We start from the raw sequence: 16,011 nt of genomic DNA on the forward strand, positions 1-16,011 counted from the left end.
GAAGGCCTGAACTCACGCATCCAAGCGATCCGCGTCTCAGCCCGGGGGTACCGCAATCGCGAGCACTTCAAGACCGCGATCTACTTCCACCTCGGCGGGTTGCAGCTTTACCCTCAAACCCACGGACTTCCCGGATGAGCCACTTTAACGAGCCCTCGCTTCGCGAGGGACCCCCGCGCCGGGGTTGCGCACGGCTCGCGCGCCGACCGGCTCGACGGCCACCGGTGTCGTGAAGCCGAGGTTGAGCCAGAGCACGGCGAGCCACAGCGCGGTGGCGCAGGCGATGTGGACGATGATCAGCCCGGGCGGTAGGTCCAGGAAGTATTGGGCGTATCCGACCGCGACCTGGACGCCGAGCAGCCCGAGGAGCCAGTGCGCCCGGCGGCGAACGTGCGCGGGTGCGCCGGCGATCCGCAGCGCGAACGCGGTGGCGACGACGAGACCGGTGAGGAACAGCGCCGCGTCGGCATGCAGCTGGGTCACCCGCTCGAGCGGCAGGTGCAGCCGGGCGGCGTGTGGCGCACCGGAGTGCGGGCCCGCCCCGGTCACGAATGTCCCCAGCACCAGCACCAAGCCGGCAGTCGCCGCGAGCAGCCGGCCGAGCCAGACCAGCTCGGGGCGGACCAGCAGCGGCAGCCCGGGTGCCCAGTCGGGATCGGCCCGCCGGTAGAGCACGATCGCGTTCCAGACGACGAGCATCGACACCAGGAAGTGGGCCATCACCCAGCCGGGCGAGAGCTTGTAGATGACGGAGAGGCCACCGATGACCGCCTGCCCGGCGACCCCGAGCACCAGGCCGCCGGCCCCGAGGGTCAGGTCCACCCTCCGCGGCCGCCGCAGCACGGCGCCGAGGAACGTGACCCCGACCAGCACGCTGACCCCGACGGTGATCATCCGGTTCACGAACTCGACCAGGGCGTGGTAGCTCGTCGGCGCGACGTAGGACGTCGCGGTGCAGCGCGGCCAGGTCGGGCAGCCGAGGCCGGAGTTCGTCAGCCGGACCGCACCGCCGGTGACGACGATGGCGGCGAGCACCAGCGTGGTGACGAGCGCGAGCCGCCGGAACGCGGTCGGGGACATCCGCCGATCGTACGGGCGGCTCATCCGGCGGGGGCCAGCTCCTCGAGCAGCCCGAGCAGCCTTTCGAGCGCGGCCACCGGATCGGCCGATGGCGAACCGATCTCCGGGTCGAAGTTGAGGTCGAGGAAGATCTCGTCGACCCCCGCCTCGGCGTATGCGGCCAGGTCCGCGCGGATCTGGGGCACGCTGCCGTGCAGCGGCGGCCGGTCCCCGGCGGTGGCTCCGGTTCGCAGTCGCGTCACGCCGCGGCTCACGACCCGCACCTGCCGCCCCTGCTCCGCGGCCAGCCGGCGGACTTCCCGGACGCCGGTCGCGACACCGTCGAGGCGGGCTGCGCTCGCCGTCACCCATCCGTCGCCGAGGGTCGCGGCCCGCCGCCAGGCCGCCGGGCTGTTGCCGCCGATGAGCAGCGGTGGCCGTGGACGCTGCACGGGTCCGGGACCGACGTGGGATGGGGGCAGCCGGTAGAACTCGCCGTCGAACTCGACCGGCTCGTCGCCGGCGGTGAGCACGGCGTCGAGGCAGCGGAGGAACTCGTCGAGCCGCCGGCCACGCGCCGGGTACGGCACCCCGGAGGCCTCGAACTCGGCGCGGGACCAGCCGAGGCCGACACCCGCGTCCAGCCTTCCGGCGGAGAGCACGTCGAGACTGGCGAACAGCTTCGCGAGCATCGCCGGCGAGTAGAACAAGCCGTTGACGACGGCGACTCCGAGCCGGATCCGGTGCGTGACCGCGGCTGCGAAACCCAGCGAGACCAGGGGATCGAGAACGCTGCGGTAGACGATCGGCCAGCTCCCGTCCGGCGTCGCCGGGCTGACGTCGAGCGGCGGCCCACCGTAAAGCAGCCGCTGGAACGTCCATAGCGACCGGTAGCCGAGTTCCTCGGCCCGGCGGGCGACCGTCGCCAGCGCCTCCGGGTTGGCCCATGCTCCGGAGGTCGGAAGCGCGACACCTAGTTCCACGTCACTCCCATCGGAAGGTGGCCGCGGCGAGACCGAGTCCGCCGAGCGCCCACGCCAGCAGGATCAACCAGTCGTGCGCGGGAACCGCGACCCCGGCGCCCAGCACCGACCGCAGGCCGCCGGCCAGGGCCGAGATGGGCAGGTATCCGAGCACCGAACGCATCCCGCTCGGGAACCGGGTGAGCGGGAAGACCACCCCGCCCAGCGCCAGCAGGACGAGGTAGACGAGGTTGGCGGCGGCGAGCGTCGCCTCCGCCCGCAGCAGGCCCGCCATCAGCAGCCCGAGCCCGCTGAACGCCGCGGTCGCGAGCAGGAGCAGTCCGACGACCGGGGGCGCCGAGCCGTGCGGGGACCAGCCGAGGATCAACCCCACGCCCACCAGCAGGACGACCTGCAACAGCTCGACCGCGCCGACCGCCAACGTCTTCGCGACGAGCAGCGCCCACCGGGGGAGCGCGGTCGCGCCGAGCCGCTTGAGGACCCCGTACCGCCGTTCGAAGCCCACCGCGATGGCCTGCCCGGTGAAGGCGGTGGACAGCACCGCGAGGCCGAGGACGCCCGGGACGAGGAAGTCGACCCGGCGGCCCGGCAGGGCGACCAGGGGGGTCTCGGCGAACAGGACGAGCAGCAACGTGGGGATGGCGACGGTCAGCAGCAGCTGCTCGCCGCTGCGCAGGAGCAGCCGCAACTCCATCCCGGCCTGGGCGCGGATCATCCGCGCCAGCGGGGCGGGGCCGGGCCGCGGGACGAATGAACCCGCGGCGAGCGCCGTCACGGCTGCTTCCCGGTCAGCCCGAGAAACACGTCCTCGAGCGAACGGCCGCCGACTTGCAGCTCCTCGAGCAGCACCCCCCGCTGCGCGCACCACGCGGTGAGCGCGGCGACCAGGCCCGGGTCGGCCGGTCCGCTCACCGTGTAGTGCCCGGCCGGCGACTCGACGACCTCACGTCCGGCCGGCAGCATCTCCGACACGGCCAGCCCCGGTGTCGCTCGGAACCGCAGCTCGCCGTCGCTGGTGGAGGTCAGCTCCGTCGGCGAGCCACTCGCGACGACCCGACCCGCGTCGACGATGACGATCCGATCGGCCAGCCGCGCGGCTTCGGCCATGTTGTGCGTCGTGAGCAGCACGCTCACCCCGTCTGCCCGCAACGTCTCGATCAGCTCCCAGACGGTCACCCGACCCGCGACGTCGAGCCCGGCGGTCGGCTCGTCGAGGATGACGAGTTCGGGACGTCCGACGACGGCCATCGCGAGGGACAACCGTTGCCGCTCTCCACCGCTGAGACTCCTCAACGGGGCCGCTCCCACCCGCGCCAATCCGAGTGCATCCAGGAGGGCGTCCGGCTGGATCGGGTCGCGGGCGAACGCGGCGACGAGGCGGAGCATTTCCCGGGCCCGGGCACCCGGATAGCCGACCCCGTCCTGCAACATGACCCCGATCCGCGGGTGCAGGCGGCCCCCGTCGGTCGCCGGGTCGAGTCCGAGGACCCGGACCCGGCCGGAGTCCGCGCGGCGGAAGCCCTCGCAGATCTCGACCGTCGTCGTTTTCCCGGCGCCGTTCGGACCGAGCAGGGCGGTCACCGCGCCACGGGCCGCGGTCAGCGACAGGCCGGCCACCGCCGCGGTGGAGCGGTAGCTCTTGACCAGGTCAACTATCTCGACCGCCGGCTCGTGCACGCGCCGAGTCTAGGAACGGCCGGGGCGGACCCCGGTGTTTGCCCTGTCCCCCGAATTACGTCACAATGAGCTTGTGAAAAACATGGCCGTCTCGCCGGCGGACCGGCGGACCCGCGTCCGGGTCGCGCGGCTGCTGCTCGAACGCGGACCGCAGACGGCGGCCGCGCTCTCCGCGGAGCTCGGGCTGACCGCGGCTGCGGTGCGCCGGCACCTCGACGCCATGCTCGGCGAAGGGGCGATTCTCGCCAAGCCGCTGCGGATCTTCGGGCCGCGCACCCGGGGTCGTCCGGCCCGGGTCTTCGAGCTTTCCGACGCGGGCCATGCGGCGATGCCGAACGGCTACGACGACATCGCCGCGGCGGCGCTGCGGTTCCTCGCGGACACCGGTGGCGCGCGGGCCGTCGAGGCGTTCGCCCGCGTCCGGGTCGGCGAGCTGGAGGCCCGCTACCGTCCCACAGTGGAAGCCGCCCGGCCCGCGGACCGGCCGGCCGCGCTCGCCGAGGCACTCTCCGCGGACGGCTACGCGGCCGGGGCGCGGGAGGCGACGGCCGGCGTCCAGCTCTGCCAACACCATTGCCCGGTCCAGCACGTGGCCGAGCAGTTTCCGCAGCTTTGCGACGCGGAGACGGAGGCGTTCGGCCGACTGCTCGGTACCCATATCCAGCGGCTCGCGACCATCGCCCACGGTGATGGCGTCTGCACAACCTTCATCCCGGCCGGCCGGCCGGCGGCATCCGCGCGATCGACGTCCGGGAGGACCTCGTCATGACCATCACCGAACGCCCGGAGCTCGAAGGTCTCGGCCGCTACAAGTTCGGCTGGTCGGACTCGGACGCGGCCGGTTCGATCGCCAAGCGCGGGCTGTCCCGGCAGGTCGTCGAGGAGATCTCCGCCCTGAAGAACGAGCCGGACTGGATGCTGGCGATGCGGCTCAAGGGCCTGGCCCTGTTCGAGAAGAAGCCGATGCCGACCTGGGGCGCGGACCTGTCCGGAATCCACTTCGACACCATCAAGTACTTCGTCCGCTCCACCGAGAAGCAGGCGACCAGCTGGGAAGACCTCCCGGCGGACATCAAGAACACCTACGACCGGCTGGGCATCCCGGAGGCGGAGAAGCAGCGCCTGGTCGCCGGCGTGGCGGCCCAATACGAGTCGGAGGTGGTTTACCACAAGATTCGGGAGGACCTCGAGCAGCTCGGGGTGCTCTTCCTCGACACCGACACCGGGCTGCGCGAGCACGAGGACGTGTTCAAGGAGTACTTCGCCTCCGTCATCCCGGCCGGTGACAACAAGTTCTCCGCGCTGAACACCGCGGTCTGGAGCGGCGGGTCGTTCATCTACGTGCCCAAGGGGGTGCGGGTCGACATCCCGCTCCAGGCCTACTTCCGGATCAACACCGAGAACATGGGCCAGTTCGAGCGGACCCTGATCATCGTCGACGAGGACGCGTACGTGCACTACGTCGAGGGGTGCACCGCCCCCGTGTACTCCAGCGACTCGCTGCACTCGGCGGTCGTGGAGATCGTGGTGAAGAAGGGTGGGCGGTGCCGGTACACGACGATCCAGAACTGGTCGAACAACGTCTACAACCTGGTCACCAAGCGGGCTGCCGCCCAGGAAAACGCCACGATGGAATGGATCGACGGCAATCTGGGCTCGAAGGTCACGATGAAGTACCCCGCGGTCTGGCTGCTCGGCGAGGGGGCCAAGGGGGAGACGCTCTCGGTCGCGTTCGCCGGTGAGGGGCAGCACCAGGATGCCGGCGCCAAGATGGTCCACGCGGCGCCGAACACCTCCAGCACGATCATCTCGAAGTCGGTAGCCCGAGGAGGGGGCCGCACGAGCTACCGCGGCCTGGTCCAGGTCCAGCCGACCGCCACCGGGGCGAAGTCCACGGTGAAGTGCGACGCGCTGCTGGTCGACGACATCTCTCGCTCGGACACCTATCCCTACGTCGACGTTCGTGAAGACGACGTGACGATGGGCCATGAGGCCACCGTGTCGAAGATCAGTGACGACCAGCTCTTCTACCTGATGAGCCGCGGCATGACCGAAGACGAGGCGATGGCGATGATCGTCCGTGGGTTCATCGAACCGATCGCTCGCGAGCTGCCGATGGAATATGCGTTGGAGCTCAATCGGCTGATCGAGCTCCAGATGGAAGGCGCGGTCGGCTGACCCATGGCTTCGACGACCGCCGCACCACGGGTGGACGCGCGCACCCTGCGCATCGCCTCGGCGAACCCGGAGGACTTCCCGATCCCGACCGGCCGGGAGGAGGAGTGGCGCTTCACGCCGTTCCGCCGGCTCAACGGACTGCACAGCGCGGATCCGCGGTCCCGGCCGGACGGCAAGCTCTCGGTCGTGGCCGATCATCCGCCCGATGTCGAGGTCCGGGTGATCGAACGCGACGACCCGCGGGTCGGTTCGGTGTTCATCCCGAACGACCGGGTGGCCGCGCTTGCCTTCGCCGGCTTCACCGCGGGCACCTCGGTCACCGTGCCCCGGGGGGTGGTCACCGACCGCCCGGTCATCGTGACGACGACCGCCGAGGGCGGCACCGCCTACGGTCATCTGCTCATCGACGTTGAGCCGCAGGCCGCGGCGGTCGTCGTCCTCGACCATCGGGGCAGCGGCACGGTTGCGGCGAACGTCGAGATCCGGGTCGGCGACGGCGCTTCGCTGCGCCTGGTCAGCCTCCAGGACTGGGCGGACGACACGGTTCACCTCGGCCAGCACGTCGCCGAGGTCGGCCGGGACGCCCGCTTCGATGCGGTCCACGTCACCTTGGGCGGTGACCTGGTCCGGCTCGCCCCCACCGTGCGGTTCACCGGCCCGGGCGGCGAGGCCGACCTGGCAGGGCTGTATTTCGCCGATGCGGGGCAGCACCTCGAGCACCGGCTCTTCATCGACCATGCGCAGCCGAACTGCCGGTCCCGGGTGACCTACAAGGGGGCGCTGGCCGGAAAGCGCGCGCACACCGTGTGGATCGGCGACGTGCTGATCCGCCCAACCGGGGTGGGAACCGACACGTTCGAGCTCAACCGAAACCTCGTCCTCACCGACGGCGCGCGGGCCGACTCGGTGCCCAACCTCGAGATCGAGACCGGCGAGGTGGCTCGCGCCGGGCATGCCAGCGCGACTGGGCGTTTCGACGACGAGCAGCTGTTCTATCTCCAGTCCCGGGGGATCGCGAAGGAGGATGCCCGGCGGCTCGTCGTCCGGGCTTTCTTCGCCGACGTGCTGGCTCACATCCAGGTCCCCGAGGTCGCCGCGCGGGTCGCCGCGGCGGTGGAGGCCGAGCTCGAGCGGATCCCCGGATGAGTGGGTTCCGCAGGGTGTGCGCGCTGGCGGACCTGGCCGACCGTCAGCCGGTGAGCGTCGAGGTCGACGGCTGGCCGGTAGCGCTGGTCCGGGCCGGCGGCGACGTGTTCGCGATCCACGACGAGTGCTCGCACGCGGAGGTGCCGCTTTCCGAGGGCGAGGTCGAGGACACCACCCTCGAGTGCTGGCTGCACGGTTCGCGCTTCGACCTGCACACCGGCCGGCCGACCGGCCTGCCGGCAACCCGCGCGGTCCCCGTATACCCCGTCAAGATCGACGGCGACGACGTATACGTCGCGCTGTCCCGCCACTGAGTCTGGAGCATTCCTTGGCCACCCTCGAGATCCGCGACCTGCACGTGTCCGTCGGGGACACCGAGATCCTGCGCGGCGTCGACCTCACCGTGCGCCAGGGCGAGACGCACGCGGTCATGGGACCGAACGGATCCGGCAAGTCCACCCTCGCCTACTCGATCGCCGGCCACCCGAAGTACACGGTCACCTCCGGCGAGATTCTGCTCGACGGCGCCGACGTGCTCGCGATGACGATCGACGAGCGGGCCCGGGCGGGTCTCTTCCTCGCAATGCAATACCCGGTGGAGGTGCCCGGCGTTTCGGTGTCGAATTTCCTGCGCACCGCGGCCACGGCGATCCGCGGCGAGGCCCCGAAGCTGCGGTTGTGGGTCAAGGAGCTACGCGGCGCCATGGAGCGGTTGCACGTCGACGCATCGTTCGCCGAGCGCAACGTCAACGAGGGCTTCTCCGGCGGGGAGAAGAAGCGCCACGAGGTGCTCCAGCTCGAGTTGCTCCAGCCGAAGATCGCGATCCTCGACGAGACCGACTCCGGCCTCGACGTGGATGCCTTGCGGATCGTCGCCGAGGGCGTGAACCGGGTCTGCGAAGGCGGCCGGACCGGCACGTTGCTCATTACCCACTACACGCGGATCCTGCGCTACATCCAGCCGGACTACGTCCACGTCTTCGTCGGCGGTCGGATCGTCGAGGAGGGCGGCCGGGAACTGGCCGACCAGCTGGAGGCTGACGGCTACGAGCGTTTCGCCCCGGGCGCCGGGCCGGCCATCCCGGTGGGGGAGACCGCGTGATCGGCGTGCCACCGCTCGACGTGGAACGGGTGCGTAAGGACTTCCCGATCCTGGAGCGGCGGATCGGCGAGCATCCGCTGGTCTATCTGGACAGCGCGGCCACCTCGCAGAAGCCGGTCGCGGTGCTCGATGCGATGCGCGACTACTACGAGCGGCACAACGCCAACGTCCATCGCGGGATCCACACGCTCGCCGAGGAGGCCACCGCGGGCTACGAAGCCGCCCGCGACACGGTCGCCGCTTTCGTGGGCGCACCGGACCGGCGCGAGATCGTGTTCACGAAGAACTCCTCGGAGGCCGTCAACCTCGTCGCCTATGCCTTCGCCCACGGCCGCGGTGCCGCCGCGGACCCGAGATTCGACCTCGGTCCCGGCGACGACGTCGTGGTCACCGAGATGGAGCACCACTCGAATCTCGTCCCGTGGCAGATGGCCTGCGAGCGCACGGGAGCCAGGTTGCGCTGGCTTGGCCTGACCGACGATGGCCGGCTCGACCTCAGCCAGCTGACCGAGCTGGTGACCGAGCGCACCAAGGTGGTCGCCGTCGTCCACCAGTCCAACCTTCTGGGCACCGTAAATCCGGTGGCCCGGATCGCGGCCCGGGCCCGTGAGGTCGGCGCGATCACCGTGGTCGACGCCTCCCAGTCGGTTCCGCACCAGCCGGTCGACGTCCGCGCCCTCGGTGCCGACTTCGTGGCCTTCACCGGGCACAAGATGTGCGGCCCGACCGGCATCGGTGCGCTCTGGGGGCGGCTGGAGCTGCTGGCCGCGATGCCGCCGTTCCTCGGCGGCGGCGAGATGATCGCCGAGGTGACCATGGAACGGTCGACCTACGCCGAGGTGCCGCACAAGTTCGAAGCCGGCACCCCCCCGATCGCGCAGGCGGTGGGTCTCGGCGCCGCCGTCGACTACCTTTCCGGGCTTGGGATGGCGGCCATCCACGCCCACGAGCAGGCGGTCACCGGTTACGCGCTACGACGGCTCGGCGAGGTGCCCGGCCTGCGGGTGATCGGCCCCACGGATCTCGCCGATCGCGGGGGCGCGGTGTCGTTCACGCTGGCCGGGATCCACCCGCACGACGTCGGGCAGCTCCTCGACGAGCTCGGGGTCGCGGTCCGGGTGGGTCACCACTGCGCCCGGCCGGCCTGCCTGCGCTTCGGGGTCCCGGCGACCACCAGGGCGTCGTTCTACCTGTACACGACCGAGGCGGAGATCGACGCGCTGATCACCGGTCTGGGCCACGCGCAGCGGTTCTTCGGGGCGGAGGCGGGCTGATGGATGACGAGTCGATGTACCAAGAGATCATCCTGGATCACTTCCGGCATCCGCACCGCAAGGGACTGCGGGCGCCGTTCGACGCGGAGGTACACCACGTCAACCCGACCTGCGGGGACGAGGTCACGCTCCGGGTGCGCCTCGACGGCGATCGGGTCGTCGACGTCTCCTACGACATCCAGGGTTGTGCGATCAGCCAGGCATCCGCTTCGGTGCTCACCGACCTCGTGATCGACCGCAGCCTCACCGAGGCGATGCAGGTGTGGGCCTCGTTCAGCGAACTGTTGACCTCGCGCGGCCGGGCGGAGCCGGACGAGGACCTGCTCGAGGACGCGATCGCCTTCGCCGGCGTCGCCCGCTATCCGGCCCGGGTGAAATGCGCCCTGCTGGCCTGGATGGCCTGGAAGGACGCCACCGTGCAAGCCCTCTCCGCCCCCCCGGACGCCGAGCCGCAGGCCGACCGCAAGGAGTTCACGGCATGAGCGAAACCACCGTCAGCGTGGAGGACATCACCGAAGCGATGCGAGACGTCGTCGACCCGGAGCTCGGCATCAACGTCGTCGATCTCGGGTTGCTCTACGGCGTCAGCCTCGAGCCGGACGGCTCGGTGACGCTCGACATGACCCTGACCTCGGCCGCCTGCCCGCTCACCGATGTGATCGAGGACCAGACCTCGAGCGCGCTGGACGGGCTGACCACCGGGCTGCGGATCAACTGGGTATGGATGCCGCCCTGGGGCCCGGACAAGATCACTGAGGATGGCCGCGAGCAGCTGCGGGCCCTCGGCTTCAACGTCTGAGCGCGGCTCGTGGCGACGACCTGGACCGCTCCGGCGGTCGAACGCAGAGACCCCGATCTGACCTCGAATGAGCGCGAGTCGCTGGAGCAGTGGCTGGACTACGAGCGCGCGACACTGCTCAAGAAGTGCGCGGGCCTGACCGCCGAGCAGCTGAAGACGCGAGCGGTACCCCCGTCGGCGCTGTCCCTGCTCGGGCTCGTGCGACACATGGTCGAGGTCGAGCGCTGGTGGTTCCGCATGCACGCCGGCGGGCAGACGCTCGGGTTCGAGTACTGCGCGGACGCGAACGACAGCAGCGACTTCGACGACGTCGCGGAAGCCGACGCGGCGGCCGATCTGCGGACGTTCCACGCCGAGATGCAAGCCGCACGGGCCGCCGTCGCGGGAAAGCCCCTAGACGACGTGTTCGCAAGCCTCGGGCATCACCCGGAGCGAACCAGGAGCCTCCGCTGGGTCTTCGTCCACATGATCGAGGAGTACGCCCGGCACAACGGACACGCCGACCTCATCCGCGAGTGCCTCGACGGGGTGACGGGGGAGTAGTAACGATGGGGTGCGGCGGCAACTCGAGCTACAGCGGCTGACCGAGGGCAAAGGTCGCCGTTAGACCCTCGCCCCACACGCAGAAGTCGGGTGGGCGGGGTAGGCCGAGGCTGCGCAGCTCCTCGGCAACGGGGCCCTCGCCCAGCTCGAAGGCGACATCCGACGGATCGTCGACGGCACCCGTTCCCATGTCCATCGACAATGGCGTCACATGCGGCCGGCCGTCCAGATAGGAGTAGGTGAGGGCCTCGATCCGTTGCGGCGGGCCACTCGCCGGAACCCGGGGGAGGGTGAGCGCGAACGCGAGCCGACCGGCCATGACGAGGCGGAAGGCCACCGTCGCCTCGGTGTACTCGATCGGGATCTCCTCGACGGTCTTCGGGAACCCCATGACCGCCCGGCCGGCCGAGCAGGTGAACTGTTGGTTCACCGGCATCCGGTAGACGAAGGAGCCGACGGTCTCGGGCGGGGCGCCGGTCGGGCGGGCCAGGAACCCGAGGTTGATCTCGTTGTAGCTGCCCCAGGGGTTCTGCCGGTAGTCGCAGGCGGCGAGGACTAGCTGCGCGGTGCCGGGGGCGGTCTCGGCGATCTCGAAGGCCGCACCGGGGAGCAGCGCGGCGGCGGCGGCACTCGGCACGCCGAACATGAGGGTCGCCACGTTGGCGTCGTCGACCTCCACCGGGAAGGTGATCTGCCGACCGGCGATCTCGCCCCAGACCGTTGCCATGGAGCGGAAGTCTAGGCAGCGGCTCGACTACGGTCGGCGAATGCGAATCATTCCGGGCATCCACCAGTGAGCGAGTACGCCGGGGTCGGGCTGCGCGACCAGCAGGTGAGGTTCGACGTCGGGGCGGATGAGGCGCGAGCGGCGAACCGTGCGCAACGGACCCGGCTGCTCGAGACGGTGACCGGGCTGTCGGCGGCGGACTGGTCGCTGCCGAGCCGCTGCGCCGGCTGGTCGATCCAGGACGTCGTCCGGCACCTGGCCCAGATCAACCGGGTCCAGGTGGCGTCGGTGGAGGCTGGGCTGGCCGGTGAGCGCTTCGACGGATTCCGCGGTTTCGATCCGAAGTCGACGCCGGGCAGCTGGCTGAAGGCGGCCGGTGACGAGCCGGCGCCGGCGACCCTGGCGGAGTTCACCCGGTCCACCGCGTCGGCGCTGTCGACGGCGGACCAGCTCGCCAGCCGTGGCGACGAGCTGCTCGTGGCCACACCGGCCGGGCGCCAGCCCTGGCACCGGGCCATCCTGCACGCGAGCTTCGACTCCGCGGTGCACGAGCGCGACATCCTCGAACCGCTCGGCAGGCGAGCGGCGGCCGATCCGGCAGAGGTGGGGGCAATCGCCGCCTACCAGCTGCTGCTCAACGCGCGGGTACTTGCCGTCGTCGGCGTCCAGCTCGATCTCGCGTTGTGCCTCGATCCCGGCATCGAGCTGCGGGCGATCGTCGACGGCGCGATCGTCGAGGTGCGCCGCGACCGGATCGGTGGGGCAGCCCTGGTCGGCTCCGGTCCGGCGGACCAGGTGCTCGATGCGATGTCCGGCCGCGGCGACCTGGCCGAGGCGGTCAGCGGACCCCCGGAGGTGGCCACCGCCCTGTCCGCGTTGCGCGGCCTGCTCTAGGCCGGACTAAGTCCGGTCTATGCATCCGAGCCGGTCAAGGAGCCCGCGACCTGTCGTCCGAACCCGGACCATTCCTCCGCCGGGATCGGTGGGAGCACCTCGATCCAGTCCGGCAGGCACGATCCGCGCAGCTGCAGCATCCCGGCCGGCCGGGCGAAGAACCAGACGTGCAGGTGTTTGCCGCCGTCGCCCCAGATGTTGACGTGCACCCGACCCACCCCCGGGATCGTGCGGATCGCCCGCTGGATCCGCAGGGTGAGGACGCCCAGCTCCGCGGCCAGCTCGTCGTCGAGGTCACCGAGATCGAGGTGTTGGCGGGGTTCCAGCAGGAACGTCGGGACCGCCTGCGGCTCGCGCGGGGGGCGGAGCCGCCAGCGTTCGCTCACCCACAGATAGGCGCTGTCGGTGGTCGGGCAGGCCTCGCACGGGTTTGGGCCCTCGCCGCCTCGCGGGGGTTCCGGCAGTACCGGGTCGGCCAGCGGTTTCACCAGCAGGGCACCCTCGAACGGGAAGATCTCCGAGCCGGCGACGTCGCCGGCCGAGAGCCGTCCGTCCGGGCCGACCGCGGCCCGGGCCCGGGCGGTCAGCACCCAGGCGTCGAGCCGTTCACTCGCGGTTCCGCTCACGTCATCAGACCTTAGGGCGTCTGATCGACTGTGCGATCGGCGCCGCTCCACACCACGGTGATTGCGCGAGATCGCCTTGCTTCGCCCCCGACATCGAAACGGTGGGTCAGTTCGGAGCCGCGCGGCGGTGAACGCTTCCTCGGGTGCTGGGAGCCCCGAATGTCTCGGACGCGCACGTCGGTGGTGGTGAGCACCTGCCATCGGTCGACCCCGGATTCGTCGGCGGGTGGTCGCCGAGACGGGACCTTCATTCGACGAGGATCTTGTCTTGGTGGCTCGTGACCGGCGGAGTCTCTGAGCCCCCCCGGCCACGCGGCGCCCTCGGCCGAGGCGTCAGACCAACCAGCGGCCGTCGCGCATCAGCTCGCGGTCGGACAGCTCGTTCACCTCGCGCCAGGCCTGGATGCGGCGCGGGGAGATACGGAACCAGCGGTACGGCGTGGCCAGCTCGCGCGGGTCGAAGCCGGTGCGCGCGACAAACCGGTCACCCTGCGGCTGCGGCAGCGCGTCGATCTCGAGTACCTCGACGTCGCCATCGATCATGGTCACGTCGCGGGTGTGGCCCAGCCCCAGCCGAACGGTTCGAGTGGTATCCAAGTTCCTGCCAGTGGGGCTGTCCGTCGGTGTGGCCACTAGCAGCGCTTCGCCGTCCCAGTCGAAGGACAGCGGTAGCAGATACGGCGCACCCCCCGCCGAGGCACTGGCCACCCAGATATCGATGTCGTGGCCGAGGCGATGCTCGGTGTCGCGACGACGCTGGGGGCGGGAGCGAGGGCTCTGCACTCATCGGTCCTGAAGCAGCCCGAGGACGTTGCGCTCAGGGTCGGTGACGGTGGCCACCAGGCGACCGCCGCCAACGTCGCGCACGGGTTCCTTCATGGTGCCAGCGCCAGCGGTCACCTCGGCCACCTTCGCCTCGATGTCCGGCACGTGCCAGTGGGACCCGTCGGTCTGCGGCGGGACGCCGAACAGGGCGGCGTACACCGCCTTGGCCGTCGCCAGGTCGGACACGGGATGCAGCTCGGTCTTGATTCCCTGGGTGGCAGAGCTGGTCATGGTCACTCCTGAATTCGTTGGTCACACCGGCCATATCCGACGTCGATCCGAAGGTGATGTCAATGAGTTCGCGAGGAGGCTCAACCATGTGTCGCAGATCGGTGACCTGCTAGCCGAACTGACCCCGAGGAGTGGCGATGATTGGAAGTAGATTCGCGAGCGCGACGCCGGCGACACTCGTCCGAGCGGTACCGAGCCTGAACTTCGGGGCTTGCGCCGCGGCGAGCCAGACCCCAGCGAATCGGGTAGCTCGGCGCCCCGTGCCCTGATCAGGCTCTATTGCCTTACCGTGAACTGCCTGGAGGGCTCGCCTAGCGGCCGATGGCGGCGGTCTTGAAAACCGCTATGGGGAGGAATCCTCATCGTGGGTTCGAATCCCACGCCCTCCGCAAACTGGCTGTCGACCTGCGGCAACGTTCGCTGCGTTGATCGCGTGAGCTGTGTCGCGCAGCGCATCACCAAGATCATGGGCACGAAATGGGCACGGGATCTTCGTCGCGTGTCTCCGACGTGACTACGCCACCCCGATCAGCGCAGCGAAGTCGCGTAGCGATGTGATCCGAACTGGTGGGTCCTCGAGTTCGAGATCTTGGGCCGGCGGGTCACGGCCTCAACCTCGGTGGCCAGGTGCGGACAGAGGGCGTAGTCGAAGCGCCCAGCGATGCCGGCGTGCACAACTCTGCGCGCGATGCCGGCCGGCGTGATCAGTGCCAACACGAGGATGTTCGCGTCGAGGACGACCAGCACCACTCAGGAGCTTCGAGGCTCGCCGCGCAGCGCGTCGAGCTCTTCGGTTGCGACCCGCATCGCCTCGTCGTCACTGATCTGGAGGCCGCGTCGGGTCTGCTCGTCCGCAATCTCGTCCATCAGACGAGAAAAGTCGCGGGCCAGGACCTCCCGCAGGGCACGTTTTGCGGGCACTCCGCGCGTCAGGCGCGGCTCGAATCCTTGCCACTGTCCTTCAGGAGTTGCGAGACGCGTTGTGCGGACACTCCGAGGACGCGCGCAATGTCGACACCGGTGGCTCCGGCCTTTCGCAGGAGGGTAGCGACTTCGCGAGCCGCGACCGCAGCTCGTTCCTGCGCGGCTTGAGCTTGAGCTTGAAGGGTCTTGATCTTCGCGACATCGATCTCGCGACCAGCGACGACCGGGACGATGCTTACCCGACAGGTGATGGCCTCTGCCTCGCCGAGGTCCAGATTGATGTAGTCGCGCACCATCGCTTCCGCTTCGCGCAGGTTCCTGGATTGGGTAACACCCACTCCGGGGATGTTGAGTTCCCATCCATGCGCCCATGCGGTGGCTCGGACGATGTACTCGCTCACTGCAGCCACCCCTCTCCGAGGCAACTCATCCGCTTTTGAATGTCACGCACTACCCCCGGCGAAATGATTCGGTGTCGCGGCACGTTTGCGGTGTGTGCCCCGCATGGGCAGCCCCATTTCGTGTGAGGGCCGCCGTCGCTCAGAATCCCGCACCCCCGCCTGCGCAAGATCGCCACGATGTCGGCCAGGGCCATCGACTTCACGAGCGTACTCTAGTCCCCCTAGATGTGCTATCAACCCCCTCTAGAGCACCTGTGGACAAGAGCCTGGCGGGGCCCCCTGGGGAGCAGACGGCCGGACGCGCCCGACCTGAAGCGCCGGCACCCGTACGCCCGCGCCAGGCCGTCGGGTCGAGCGAGAAGGGCGGTTACCGAGCGTCGGGCGACCCGGGCACCAGTCGTGATGATGATCTCCAATGGACCAAGCTCATGGGCACGAGATGGGCACGAAAAGTCCGGCACACGCCGGGAGGCTGACACGTGCTAACGCGGATTTCCGCGCAACTGGTTCGGGGCAACGCTTCTGAGGGTTGGTCGGTGATTGCCGGATGGATTATGGCGGGGCAGCCCTTTGGTGCACCTGTGACGGTTCTCCGTCTGGTCGCACCGCGATTCCAATGGTT

The 16,011-nt window shown here is 69.9% G+C and carries 20 protein-coding genes and 1 tRNA gene; 11 read left to right on the forward strand and 10 right to left on the reverse strand.

What is annotated here, in order from left to right:
• Positions 1-144: 144 nt before the first annotated feature.
• From VNG13_05875 to VNG13_05890, 4 genes are read right to left on the reverse strand one after another with little or no spacing between them, the layout of a single operon-like run.
• Positions 145-1,080, reverse strand: coding sequence for a COX15/CtaA family protein (locus VNG13_05875; GenBank protein HVA60050.1), 936 nt, complete (start codon positions 1,078-1,080; stop codon positions 145-147).
• 20 nt (positions 1,081-1,100) lie between these two features.
• Positions 1,101-2,042, reverse strand: coding sequence for a TIGR03619 family F420-dependent LLM class oxidoreductase (locus VNG13_05880; protein ID HVA60051.1), 942 nt, complete (start codon positions 2,040-2,042; stop codon positions 1,101-1,103).
• Position 2,043: 1 nt separating this feature from the next.
• Positions 2,044-2,817 (reverse strand): ABC transporter permease, encoded by a 774-nt coding sequence (locus VNG13_05885; protein ID HVA60052.1) that lies wholly within the window; start codon positions 2,815-2,817, stop codon positions 2,044-2,046.
• Entirely contained in the window at positions 2,814-3,719 is a 906-nt protein-coding gene (locus tag VNG13_05890) for an ABC transporter ATP-binding protein (protein HVA60053.1), read from the reverse strand. The genes VNG13_05885 and VNG13_05890 overlap by 4 nt, the downstream gene beginning before the upstream one ends.
• Positions 3,720-3,801: 82 nt before the next feature.
• On the opposite strand from VNG13_05890, the gene VNG13_05895 reads away from it, so the two are divergent.
• From VNG13_05895 to VNG13_05935, 9 genes are read left to right on the forward strand one after another with little or no spacing between them, the layout of a single operon-like run.
• Positions 3,802-4,488 carry an ArsR family transcriptional regulator gene (locus tag VNG13_05895; GenBank protein HVA60054.1) on the forward strand — a complete coding sequence of 229 codons (687 nt, stop codon included), beginning with the start codon at positions 3,802-3,804 and terminating at the stop codon, positions 4,486-4,488.
• Positions 4,485-5,897 (forward strand): Fe-S cluster assembly protein SufB, encoded by a 1,413-nt coding sequence (gene sufB / locus VNG13_05900; protein HVA60055.1) that lies wholly within the window; start codon positions 4,485-4,487, stop codon positions 5,895-5,897. The genes VNG13_05895 and sufB overlap by 4 nt, the downstream gene beginning before the upstream one ends.
• Before the next feature lie 3 nt (positions 5,898-5,900).
• Positions 5,901-7,043 (forward strand): Fe-S cluster assembly protein SufD, encoded by a 1,143-nt coding sequence (gene sufD, locus VNG13_05905; protein HVA60056.1) that lies wholly within the window; start codon positions 5,901-5,903, stop codon positions 7,041-7,043.
• Positions 7,040-7,357 carry a non-heme iron oxygenase ferredoxin subunit gene (locus tag VNG13_05910; GenBank protein HVA60057.1) on the forward strand — a complete coding sequence of 106 codons (318 nt, stop codon included), beginning with the start codon at positions 7,040-7,042 and terminating at the stop codon, positions 7,355-7,357. The genes sufD and VNG13_05910 overlap by 4 nt, the downstream gene beginning before the upstream one ends.
• 14 nt (positions 7,358-7,371) lie before the next feature.
• Positions 7,372-8,145: a Fe-S cluster assembly ATPase SufC gene (gene sufC / locus VNG13_05915; GenBank protein HVA60058.1), complete on the forward strand. Its 774-nt coding sequence runs from the start codon at positions 7,372-7,374 to the stop codon at positions 8,143-8,145.
• Positions 8,142-9,419: a cysteine desulfurase gene (locus tag VNG13_05920; GenBank protein ID HVA60059.1), complete on the forward strand. Its 1,278-nt coding sequence runs from the start codon at positions 8,142-8,144 to the stop codon at positions 9,417-9,419. The genes sufC and VNG13_05920 overlap by 4 nt, the downstream gene beginning before the upstream one ends.
• Complete coding sequence (locus VNG13_05925; GenBank protein ID HVA60060.1) at positions 9,419-9,901, forward strand: SUF system NifU family Fe-S cluster assembly protein; 483 nt, start codon at positions 9,419-9,421, stop codon at positions 9,899-9,901. The genes VNG13_05920 and VNG13_05925 overlap by 1 nt, the downstream gene beginning before the upstream one ends.
• Complete coding sequence (locus tag VNG13_05930; protein ID HVA60061.1) at positions 9,898-10,218, forward strand: metal-sulfur cluster assembly factor; 321 nt, start codon at positions 9,898-9,900, stop codon at positions 10,216-10,218. The genes VNG13_05925 and VNG13_05930 overlap by 4 nt, the downstream gene beginning before the upstream one ends.
• Before the next feature lie 9 nt (positions 10,219-10,227).
• A complete protein-coding gene (locus VNG13_05935; protein ID HVA60062.1) occupies positions 10,228-10,761 on the forward strand; it encodes a DinB family protein in 534 nt (177 codons plus the stop codon).
• A gap of 28 nt (positions 10,762-10,789) precedes the next feature.
• On the opposite strand, the gene VNG13_05940 is transcribed toward VNG13_05935, so the two are convergent.
• Positions 10,790-11,488, reverse strand: coding sequence for an acetoacetate decarboxylase family protein (locus VNG13_05940; protein HVA60063.1), 699 nt, complete (start codon positions 11,486-11,488; stop codon positions 10,790-10,792).
• Positions 11,489-11,554: 66 nt separating this feature from the next.
• Here VNG13_05940 and VNG13_05945 point away from each other — a divergent pair, with 66 nt between their 5' ends.
• Positions 11,555-12,382 carry a maleylpyruvate isomerase family mycothiol-dependent enzyme gene (locus VNG13_05945; GenBank protein ID HVA60064.1) on the forward strand — a complete coding sequence of 276 codons (828 nt, stop codon included), beginning with the start codon at positions 11,555-11,557 and terminating at the stop codon, positions 12,380-12,382.
• Positions 12,383-12,399: 17 nt separating this feature from the next.
• On the opposite strand, the gene VNG13_05950 is transcribed toward VNG13_05945, so the two are convergent.
• The 3 genes from VNG13_05950 to VNG13_05960 form a co-directional block, all read right to left on the reverse strand.
• A complete protein-coding gene (locus VNG13_05950) occupies positions 12,400-13,008 on the reverse strand; it encodes a hypothetical protein (GenBank protein ID HVA60065.1) in 609 nt (202 codons plus the stop codon).
• A gap of 333 nt (positions 13,009-13,341) precedes the next feature.
• Positions 13,342-13,791 carry a hypothetical protein gene (locus VNG13_05955; GenBank protein HVA60066.1) on the reverse strand — a complete coding sequence of 150 codons (450 nt, stop codon included), beginning with the start codon at positions 13,789-13,791 and terminating at the stop codon, positions 13,342-13,344.
• The gene (locus VNG13_05960; protein HVA60067.1) at positions 13,792-14,064 is read right to left on the reverse strand and encodes a glyoxalase; all 273 of its coding nucleotides are present in this window, start codon (positions 14,062-14,064) and stop codon (positions 13,792-13,794) included. It abuts the gene before it with no gap.
• 300 nt (positions 14,065-14,364) lie between these two features.
• Here VNG13_05960 and VNG13_05965 point away from each other — a divergent pair.
• A tRNA-Ser gene (locus VNG13_05965) sits at positions 14,365-14,453 on the forward strand.
• Between the two features lie 139 nt (positions 14,454-14,592).
• On the opposite strand, the gene VNG13_05970 is transcribed toward VNG13_05965, so the two are convergent.
• Both VNG13_05970 and VNG13_05975 read right to left on the reverse strand, forming a co-directional pair.
• Positions 14,593-14,814, reverse strand: coding sequence for a PIN domain-containing protein (locus tag VNG13_05970; protein HVA60068.1), 222 nt, complete (start codon positions 14,812-14,814; stop codon positions 14,593-14,595).
• Positions 14,815-14,993: 179 nt separating this feature from the next.
• Positions 14,994-15,389, reverse strand: coding sequence for a hypothetical protein (locus VNG13_05975; protein ID HVA60069.1), 396 nt, complete (start codon positions 15,387-15,389; stop codon positions 14,994-14,996).
• Between the last annotated feature and the right edge of the window lie 622 nt (positions 15,390-16,011).

Source organism: Mycobacteriales bacterium (assembly GCA_035533475.1).
Taxonomy (GTDB): Bacteria; Actinomycetota; Actinomycetes; order DATLTS01; family DATLTS01; genus DATLTS01.

Bases quoted from the DNA above. Each gene is read 5' to 3' on its own strand.
- VNG13_05875 (HVA60050.1), bottom strand. From the start codon at position 1,080: ATGTCCCCGACCGCGTTCCGGCGGCTCGCGCTCGTCACCACGCTGGTG.
- VNG13_05895 (HVA60054.1), top strand. From the start codon at position 3,802: ATGGCCGTCTCGCCGGCGGACCGGCGGACCCGCGTCCGGGTCGCGCGG.
- sufB (HVA60055.1), top strand. From the start codon at position 4,485: ATGACCATCACCGAACGCCCGGAGCTCGAAGGTCTCGGCCGCTACAAG.
- sufD (HVA60056.1), top strand. From the start codon at position 5,901: ATGGCTTCGACGACCGCCGCACCACGGGTGGACGCGCGCACCCTGCGC.
- VNG13_05910 (HVA60057.1), top strand. From the start codon at position 7,040: ATGAGTGGGTTCCGCAGGGTGTGCGCGCTGGCGGACCTGGCCGACCGT.
- VNG13_05925 (HVA60060.1), top strand. From the start codon at position 9,419: ATGGATGACGAGTCGATGTACCAAGAGATCATCCTGGATCACTTCCGG.
- VNG13_05930 (HVA60061.1), top strand. From the start codon at position 9,898: ATGAGCGAAACCACCGTCAGCGTGGAGGACATCACCGAAGCGATGCGA.
- VNG13_05940 (HVA60063.1), bottom strand. From the start codon at position 11,488: ATGGCAACGGTCTGGGGCGAGATCGCCGGTCGGCAGATCACCTTCCCG.
- VNG13_05960 (HVA60067.1), bottom strand. From the start codon at position 14,064: ATGACCAGCTCTGCCACCCAGGGAATCAAGACCGAGCTGCATCCCGTG.